Origin of the sequence: Wolbachia endosymbiont of Drosophila incompta (assembly GCF_001758565.1) — a bacterium.
Classification (GTDB): domain Bacteria; phylum Pseudomonadota; class Alphaproteobacteria; order Rickettsiales; family Anaplasmataceae; genus Wolbachia; species Wolbachia pipientis.
In genome coordinates this window covers 1,208,672-1,217,094 of record NZ_CP011148.1, presented here as the reverse complement: position 1 = coordinate 1,217,094, position 8,423 = coordinate 1,208,672, and the positions used below count along the sequence as shown (strand labels likewise).

Here is an 8,423-nt window from a genome sequence, read left to right as displayed (position 1 = left end):
CTTCATGCCGCCGCGAACCGTCATACCGCGATTCATTCGCGGTATCTCAGCCGCTAACAAGAGATCCCGCTAACAAGTAGCGGGATGACGGTTGTCGTTCAGCCACAAACATTAAGAAATTTACCAAATGAAAAAAAAGGCAAAAGAAGCCCTGGGGTTATTATCCGCTTTAAAATATTGGCGTTTTTATGTTTTAAACGCTTGACAAGCGAGATTCAGCCGCTTTTAATTGCAACTAACCTACGCTGCAAATGTTTAAGAAATTTACTAAGCAGAAAAAAAGACAAAGAATCCCCGAGTTAGCTAGTCTTTTACTATCTCTGTCGAGTATTGGCATTTTTTGATGTCTTGTAACGCTTTATAAGCGCGTTCAGCTTATTTAGATAAAAATCTAGATGTAGATGAAGTTTTGTAAAGACATACAGTATCTATATACTGCAAAAAATTGAACATAAGACGCTGATACATTAAGTAATCCTTACCTTTTGACTGCTAGTACAACATTGCATAATTCACTATTTCAGTTTCATGATAAGAGGGCTGGCGGAGTTTGTCAAGCAAGTTTTTTCGTTTCTATTCCCAATAAAAGTTTGTTATATGGTTATGCAAGAAGTCTAATGAATCGCGGTATGACGTCTTAGCTATAGATGCTGGTTTGTGTGATTTCAAGAGAAGTTTAGTAGATAAGTTGTGTTTTAAACCAGATTCGGTATTTTAAACTGAACATTTTCAGTAATACCACCTGGCATAACTGAAATTTTTACACTCAGGTTTACTTTTAGGTAGTCTATTAATTCATCAACTAATATGTCAGGAGCGGAAGCACCTGCGGTGATTCCTATCTTTTCTACGCCCTGAAACCAGCTTTTATTCACACAGCTGTAATTATCAATCAAGTAGGCTCTTTTTCCTCTGGCAGTGCACAGATCTAATAAGCGGTTTGAATTTGAGCTATTTTTACTTCCTACAACTAATACCATGTCTACAATTTCAGCTAGCTTTTTAACAGCATTTTGTCTGTTTTGCGTTGCATAGCATATGTCCTTTAAATCTGGACCTGTTATGCCTGGAAACCTTAATTTCAAGGCAGCAATAATGTCACGGGTATCGTCGATGCTTAACGTAGTTTGTGTAACATAAGACAAATTATCTGGATCTTTAACCTTTAAATCATATACATCCTGCAAAGTTTGCACTAAAGTGATAGGATTGTTTACTCTTCCCCTAATTCCCTTAACTTCTGGATGGTTTTCATGCCCAATGAGAATTAATTCTTTACCACTGTTTTCATACCTTTTTGCTTCTTTATGCACTTTGTTGACTAAAGGACATGTTGCATCAATCACTTGAATACCCTTTCTTTTTGCCTCATCTTCTATATTTTTTGATACTCCGTGCGCGCTGAAGATCAGTATTCCTTCATTATCTTCAATTTCCTCGATACTGCTTACAAAAACCACTCCTTGTTTCTTAAAGTCCTCTACTATATATTTATTGTGAACAATTTCGTGTAGCACATAAACTTGGCGCTCGTTTTTGTATTTTTCTAAAGTAATAGCTAATATGTCCACAGCTCTTTTTACCCCGGCACAAAAACCTCGTGGTTCAGCTAAGATGATTTCCATTTTTGTCAAATCAAGTAAATATGCAAGCATTACTTAAAAATAAGCTCCGCTCACTGTGTTTTATAGTACCATTATTTATATTTTATATAATAATTATTTTTCGCATATTCTCTTTAACATTTGATCAACTTACTACTTCAGAAAATTTTAGAAAAGATAATATAGTACATAAACAACCTGATATTTTAGATAGAAATGGAGTGGTAATAGCAACAAATGTGCCCACAACATCACTATATATAGATGCAACCAAAGTAAAGAATCCGGAAAGTATAGCAGCACAACTGTGTTCTACTTTGCATGACCTCGAATACAAGAACTTATATAGAGTACTTACTTCAGAAAAGAAATTTGCTTGGATAAAGCGGCACTTGACTCCAAAAGAATTACTAGCGATCAAAAACGCTGGTGTACCAGGAGTAAATTTTGATGACGACATAAAGCGTATATATCCTCACAGTAATTTATTTTCACACGTGCTTGGTTACACTGACATAGATGGCAATGGTATTGCAGGAGTTGAGGCGTATATAAGTAAAAACAATGAGCAAGAAAAGCCCATAATACTATCCTTAGATACACGAGTGCAAAGCATAGTGCATGAAGAGCTAACTAAAGCTGTAAGCAGATATCAGGCACTTGGCGGAGTAGGAATTGTTTTAAATGTGAGAAATAGTGAAGTTATCTCGATGGTCAGCCTACCTGATTTTAATCCCAACTTACAGAATAAGGCAGAAGACGTACAAAAGTTTAATCGCGCCAGTCTTGGGGTATATGAGATGGGGTCGGTATTAAAATACTTTACAATAGCCGCAGCGCTTGATGCGAACGCTACAAAAACTAGCGATTTATATGACGTATCAACACCAATCACCATCGGAAAGTATAAAATTCAGGATTTTCATAAATCTAAAATTCCAAAAATTACTGTGCAAGATATATTTGTAAAATCATCCAACATTGGTGCAGCAAAAATTGCAGTCAAACTAGGTATTGAAAAACAGGTAGAATACTTTAAAGCTATGAAGCTATTTTCTCCTTTGAAAATAGAAATACCAGAAAAATCCACACCGATAATCCCGGATAAATGGAGTGAAACCACTTTAATAACAGCATCTTATGGTTATGGCATAGCTGTAACTCCTATACATCTTGCACAAACTGCAGCAGCATTAATCAACAATGGGATATTTCATAACGCAACCTTGATGTTGAATAAAAGAAGTATAGGAGAGCAAATTATCTCAAGAAGAACTTCCAGGGAAATGAGAAAATTATTACGTGCAGCAGTAACAGATGGCACTGGCAGAAAAGCAAAAATAAAGGCATATTCAATAGGAGGAAAAACTGGATCGGCGGAAAAAGTTGTAGATGGTAAATATAGCAAAGATGCAAACATAGCATCATTTATAGGAGTGCTAACTATGCTTGACCCAAGGTACATAGTGCTAATTGCTATTGATGAGCCTCAAGGGATGCACCATACCGGGGGAATAATTGCTGCGCCTATAGTAAAGAACATTATAAATAGAATAGCGCCTATACTAAATGTTACACCTGAGATGTAAAATTATGATTGCTTTACTACAACTTCAAATTTATCATCACCAAAATCCTTATTAATATACCAAGAACCATCATCTTTAGTTACAAATTCAAGACCTTTAAGGTCTTTTTTTATTGTCTTTCCATTTTGACCATCAATAGCGATATTAATATCGAATGTAATAATGTCTAGATTTATCATAGCTTCTTTCCCGCTGCACGAATTTAGACTGAACTTGCCTAACATGACATCATTAAAACTCACTTCCCCTGTATAAACATCACACTGACCGTCCACACAACACGTAGTTTCAATATAGAAAAGATCTGACATACAAAATACCTTAAAAAAAAGAACTAAACATATATGGCCACTACACCACACCGCTAACAAGTAGTAAAGCGTCGATAAACCTAAGTTACTTTAGCTACGTAGCCATAATACAGCTAGAAATGTAAAATTCAACAGTTAATTGTGTGATTAATAGAGAAGTCTTATTTAGTACACCTTATAGGAATGGCTGTTTAGTTTTTTTGTTAATCTTTTTTACCATGCTGTCAATCATATGCTTTATCTCTTGATATACAGAGTATGTACTTTCGTCGCTACGCATATAAGCAGAACAGGAAAATACATTATGTTCTTCGTCTTCTATTGATAACTCTGTATCGCATTTTATGTTCTCGCCGCCAAGCCTTTCTATCAACTGTTCTCTGTCATCTCCTATAGTTACCTTAACCTTACTTTCTTCTTTACCTATCTTGCTACTTAAAATTGAAACAATGATGGCTGGAGATATGCATATCGCTCCTATTGGCTTTTTTGTAACAAAAAATTCTGAAACTAATCTTTCAAATTCAGGCATTACTGTCACCATGTCTTTACTTTCAGCTAAGTCAGATAAATTTTTCGCAACCCCGTATCCACCAGGTACAACTAGCATGTCAAAATTTTCAGCTTTGGCTTCTTTTAAGTCATATATTTCGCCTCTTGCGATTCTTGCTGCTTCCACAAGTACATTCCTTTTTTCTTTTGTTGCCTCTTTTGTTCTATGATTCATAACTTGTGTGATATTGATATCAGGTGCAAAGCATTTAACATCCACTTCCTGCTGATCAAGCACAAGCAAACTTAAAACCGCTTCTCTTACCTCTGCACCGTCAAGGTGACCACACCCTGATAAGACCACAGCAGCTTTTAATTTTTTTTCACCCATAAAGTACCTTGATTTCATATAATCTAGATATTTTAATACAAATTCTATATTTGGAAAGGGGTATGTTATATCAATTATAATATAATTAATGATTAGTATGTATAATTAGGCATATTTATAATCAACGAAGCTGAATATGGAATCTAGCAATAGTATGTTTTTTGACACTGACTATCCAGAACTAAGAAAAGCTATTTCAGATATAATAGAAAGTATTGCACAATCCTCACAAGAGGGGAAAAAAGAGTTATTTACAACCCTATCAGAACAAGTTAAAGGGATGAACCTCAAAGATTTAGGTTTAGCGATTAATGACCAAGGCTTGCAAAAGGAGGTCAACAAAGAATTATTTATAAAATTCATTGAAGAAGCGCTTGAAGGTTTAACTTCTGAAAATGTTGACTCAAAAATAATAGAAGAGGCGTTAAAATCTGTTAATCAGCAAGCAATAAGTAATGTTATAAATAATAATAAAGGTCCACTGGACAATCTAGTCAATTATTTTAAATCAGCATCTGCAAATAAAAAAATTGGAATAGCTTCTGCCGTAATGGTATTAGGAGCAGCATTTTCTCCACTTATTGTGCTTGCTACATTAATAGCACTTGTAGGTATTGGAGCACGTTATGCAGGAATAGGTATAGTAAAGGCAGGGGAAAAAATAAAAGAAGGTGCGATTGATGCAGGAAAAGCAGTGAAAAGTTTATCTAAAAATTTAGGGGATAAATTGCCTGAGGTTGGGCCAAAAAAAGATAACTTTAGTAAATTATACAACAGTTTGGCTCAAGAGATTATAGGCTATAATATGTCCGAAGAAGGTGAAAAAATAAAAAACGCCCAGAGTAAAGCAAAGGTCATAGGCATGCTTCAAAATGAAGGGCAGCGATCTGCTATACAAGAGTTAGTAAAGAATGGAACTATTCAAAATTTTTCAGAAGATGACATGAAAAAGCTTAGAGAAAAAGGTACTAGTACTTATGAAAGTGATAAGGAAGCACTTGAGGAACTTATGGAGAAATTTCAATCTAAAATTATGGCCATTGGTGAGGGTAAAATAGAGGAGGTAGAAAAAATGGTTAATGATAAAGTTAACCAAATGAAGTCACCAGTTCCTCAATTAGATAGTCCAAGTTCTGAACAAGCGAGTACAGGAGAAACCAAAACCCTCTGATGGCTTGGAGAGGGAGGGAATGGAAAAGGTAGAGATCTATTCTTTTTTATCCACTTTTTTGAGCAATCCACTTCCACATCTAACACACATCTCAGTGATTATAATATCCAATTTTTGATCATGTTTTTCTACAGGTAAATCTTTACAATATTGTTTCTCATAGGCTACACCTATAAATATTTTTCCAAGTGGCCGCAGTTTTTCTATCATTGTATCATACCAACCACCGCCAAAACCCAATCTATTAAAATGATCATCAAAAGCAATAACAGGAGTAATGATTGTGTCGGGAATTACGTCTTCATTTGTTTTGTTCCATTCCTCAAATTTTAGTAACTTATTTTTATTAGGAATTGCTACTTTATAATCTAAATCGAGTAAACTATGCATCAAAGGCACAACATCTATTTCCTCATCCATTGGAATGTAAGCTGCTATTGTTTTGCCTTTAACGTAGCTTAAGTTCTGATTAAAGAGATTAATAAGGGAATTTGCCGCATAACTGGAATAACTTTCATCAATATCTTTTCTTATAGCTCTATATTGCTCTCTTATTTCCTTTTTGTGCTGTTTAATATCTTTGAACATGATCTATCCATTTTGCAGTAAGTTTTTCTTGTAAACTATTTTGCTTCAAGCGCTCACTTAAAAAGTCAAAGTCAACACACCCCATATCCTGGTCTTGATTACTGCAACTATAAACAAAACTCCTTTCTCCTGTTTTCGCATTTATATGTTGCTGCACACACTGAGCGCAGATTTCTTTCATCATACACTGCATAGGAGAATTAACTGATGATATCGCTATGTGGCCTGATTTCAGATATGGCTTTAAAATTGTTTTTCTAGCTTCATTCACAGCTTTCATCATTTTGTCAGAACCAATAGTGATAATTTTATCTATAACGTTCAAATTAACACCTAATCTTCCTTGTTGATAAGAGACTATTGCATCAACTATATTACCATGAAAGGATTTATCTTGATCTCTGCTTGTTTCTATCAATCCTTCTTCACATGCCCAAACTACTGCATTTGATGCACGCTCTATCAGTGCTCGTTTAAATACATCACTTAACTTCTTATAGCCAGCAAAGTACAAAACCTTGTTATTATTTTCAAGACATGCCTTCCCTATCGAAAATAACACTGCATTTCCAACTCCACCACCAATTAGCATTATATTCTTCATGTGCTATTTTAACTGCATTTGTTCAAATTTTTTGAAATTTTATAGAACAAAGTAATTTATATAGTTCTATACACAAAGACAAGAACACTCTCTGACTTCAACTATACCGATAACTGATAGCTGCATTTTTACGCATATCATCTAATAACAAGTTGCTTTGTATCATAATCTTTTGTTGGTACATTTTCTGTTTGATTGCTTCTATACCCGCTACATTACTCTTGATATCACACAACATCATCAACTTTGCAGTGCCATTTTCTCTCAATTCTACTATTTCATTCACACTTGTTTTACTAAATAAAATCTGTAAATCAGGATTTAAATCTCGCATTTTTATTTCAAATTCTTTTGCGTTTGGCAGCTTAAAATTATCTGCCAATTTATCAAAATTTAAACAACTGACCTTTTGCTCCTTGAGATTATCTAATAAACTTTCTGAACCTTCAACCACAATCTGTTTTAATTTTAAAGTGCTTTCCAGCAGTGCATGATTAAGTTGTACTTTATCTATTACTTTTATAACGGAGTAACCTTCACTGAAACTGAATGGACCTGCTATGTCGCTGGTTTCTAATCCTTCTAAAACGCTCTTGAGTTTTCCTTTTAGCTGACTTAAATTAACTGTTGCTTTACGCATCTTTATTGGAGATTCTGGGTTATCACTGTTGCGTAATTTTTTTACTAAATCTTCAGCTATACCATAAACGTCCTTGTCTTTTTGATCAGGAATTATAAACTCTTGGAACGTGATAAGATAATCCGGCTTTTCTGTTTGCCTTTTTACATCATCTACTTCTTTATCGCTTATATTAATAAATGGCACAATTCTTACTTCAATAATTTTGCTCCACAGTAACTGACATTTTATTTGTTTTCTTAAAGTACCAAGATCTATATTATGCTTCTCTATGTATTGATCAACTTCATTAGCCTTAAGTTTAAAACTTTGGGTTAAAAATAACATAATAGCATTATCTAACTCCTCGTTGCTCAATTTTATATTCAGCCTCTGTGCTTCATTGATAATGATAATTTCGTCTATTAGCTCCCTAAGCACTTGAGGCTTTGCTTCTTTTTGATTAACACTTTGAGTGCCAAACAATGAATTTATAAAGTTGATGCGTTTTTCGATATCTAAATTTGAAATTGGTTCACCATTTACATCTGCAACAATTTCAATCTCGGTTGCAAGCAACCTAAGTGGCAACACTATCAACAGTAAAATTAGTATTTTATACATACAAGTAAAGTTAATAACCAATTCTATAATAAATACTGAGTCAATGCTAGCCAACTTTTTAATAGTGATCTCAGTGACAATGGAAATAAAAACCATTGCAACAAAATCAGGTACGCTGGTAAATAGGCTAAAAACATGCTAATATAGCGAATTTAAACCGTGCTAAAAACAGTATACGGAAGGAGAGGGATTCGAACCCTCGATACGACTTTTGGGTCGTATAACGGTTTAGCAAACCGCCGCCTTCAGCCGCTCGGCCACCCTTCCAAATTTAGAACCTAAAGATTATATAATACCAAGACCTCTACCACCTGTCTAATGCTTTTAATTGCAATATTTGTATCTGTTCAGATGCATGGCTAATGCTGAAACAAAAATTCCAGTGCTCCCTTTCTTGTCATCCCAGTGCCCAGACACTGGGATCCAGGAT

Annotated in this window: 9 protein-coding genes and 1 tRNA gene; 3 read left to right on the top strand and 7 right to left on the bottom strand. The window is 34.6% G+C overall.

Features of this window, described 5'->3' with window-relative positions:
- Positions 1 to 84: 84 nt before the first annotated feature.
- Positions 85 to 303 (top strand): hypothetical protein, encoded by a 219-nt coding sequence (locus WG67_RS08865; RefSeq protein WP_070357020.1) that lies wholly within the window; start codon positions 85 to 87, stop codon positions 301 to 303.
- Between the two features lie 392 nt (positions 304 to 695).
- Here WG67_RS08865 and ispH read toward each other — a convergent pair whose 3' ends face one another.
- Positions 696 to 1,625 (bottom strand): 4-hydroxy-3-methylbut-2-enyl diphosphate reductase, encoded by a 930-nt coding sequence (ispH, locus tag WG67_RS05535; protein WP_010963148.1) that lies wholly within the window; start codon positions 1,623 to 1,625, stop codon positions 696 to 698.
- A 20-nt stretch (positions 1,626 to 1,645) separates the two neighbouring features.
- Here ispH and WG67_RS05530 point away from each other — a divergent pair, with 20 nt between their 5' ends.
- Complete coding sequence (locus WG67_RS05530) at positions 1,646 to 3,193, top strand: peptidoglycan D,D-transpeptidase FtsI family protein (protein WP_070357019.1); 1,548 nt, start codon at positions 1,646 to 1,648, stop codon at positions 3,191 to 3,193.
- Positions 3,194 to 3,195: 2 nt separating this feature from the next.
- Here WG67_RS05530 and WG67_RS05525 read toward each other — a convergent pair whose 3' ends face one another.
- Positions 3,196 to 3,504, bottom strand: a complete 309-nt coding sequence (locus WG67_RS05525) for a hypothetical protein (RefSeq protein ID WP_010081942.1) — start codon at positions 3,502 to 3,504, stop codon at positions 3,196 to 3,198.
- A gap of 175 nt (positions 3,505 to 3,679) precedes the next feature.
- Complete coding sequence (gene elbB / locus WG67_RS05520) at positions 3,680 to 4,387, bottom strand: isoprenoid biosynthesis glyoxalase ElbB (protein ID WP_070357018.1); 708 nt, start codon at positions 4,385 to 4,387, stop codon at positions 3,680 to 3,682.
- A gap of 136 nt (positions 4,388 to 4,523) precedes the next feature.
- Here elbB and WG67_RS05515 point away from each other — a divergent pair, with 136 nt between their 5' ends.
- Positions 4,524 to 5,558 (top strand): hypothetical protein, encoded by a 1,035-nt coding sequence (locus WG67_RS05515; protein ID WP_070357017.1) that lies wholly within the window; start codon positions 4,524 to 4,526, stop codon positions 5,556 to 5,558.
- Between the two features lie 36 nt (positions 5,559 to 5,594).
- Here WG67_RS05515 and WG67_RS05510 read toward each other — a convergent pair whose 3' ends face one another.
- From WG67_RS05510 to WG67_RS05495, 4 genes are all read right to left on the bottom strand, one after another.
- The gene (locus WG67_RS05510; RefSeq protein WP_010963143.1) at positions 5,595 to 6,146 is read right to left on the bottom strand and encodes a 5-formyltetrahydrofolate cyclo-ligase; all 552 of its coding nucleotides are present in this window, start codon (positions 6,144 to 6,146) and stop codon (positions 5,595 to 5,597) included.
- A complete protein-coding gene (locus WG67_RS05505; protein WP_070357016.1) occupies positions 6,130 to 6,750 on the bottom strand; it encodes a ferredoxin reductase domain-containing protein in 621 nt (206 codons plus the stop codon). Before WG67_RS05505 ends, WG67_RS05510 begins: the two co-directional genes overlap by 17 nt.
- A 97-nt stretch (positions 6,751 to 6,847) precedes the next feature.
- A complete protein-coding gene (locus WG67_RS05500; protein ID WP_070357069.1) occupies positions 6,848 to 7,993 on the bottom strand; it encodes a SurA N-terminal domain-containing protein in 1,146 nt (381 codons plus the stop codon).
- 176 nt (positions 7,994 to 8,169) lie between these two features.
- Positions 8,170 to 8,260 (bottom strand) — tRNA-Ser (locus WG67_RS05495).
- Positions 8,261 to 8,423 lie beyond the last annotated feature (163 nt).

Coding starts and splice junctions, on each gene's coding strand:
- WG67_RS05525 (WP_010081942.1), bottom strand. CDS start 3,504: ATGTCAGATCTTTTCTATATTGAAACTACGTGTTGTGTGGACGGTCAG.
- ispH (WP_010963148.1), bottom strand. CDS start 1,625: ATGGAAATCATCTTAGCTGAACCACGAGGTTTTTGTGCCGGGGTAAAA.
- WG67_RS05510 (WP_010963143.1), bottom strand. CDS start 6,146: ATGTTCAAAGATATTAAACAGCACAAAAAGGAAATAAGAGAGCAATAT.
- WG67_RS05530 (WP_070357019.1), top strand. CDS start 1,646: ATGCAAGCATTACTTAAAAATAAGCTCCGCTCACTGTGTTTTATAGTA.
- WG67_RS08865 (WP_070357020.1), top strand. CDS start 85: ATGACGGTTGTCGTTCAGCCACAAACATTAAGAAATTTACCAAATGAA.
- elbB (WP_070357018.1), bottom strand. CDS start 4,387: ATGGGTGAAAAAAAATTAAAAGCTGCTGTGGTCTTATCAGGGTGTGGT.
- WG67_RS05505 (WP_070357016.1), bottom strand. CDS start 6,750: ATGAAGAATATAATGCTAATTGGTGGTGGAGTTGGAAATGCAGTGTTA.
- WG67_RS05500 (WP_070357069.1), bottom strand. CDS start 7,993: ATGTATAAAATACTAATTTTACTGTTGATAGTGTTGCCACTTAGGTTG.
- WG67_RS05515 (WP_070357017.1), top strand. CDS start 4,524: ATGGAATCTAGCAATAGTATGTTTTTTGACACTGACTATCCAGAACTA.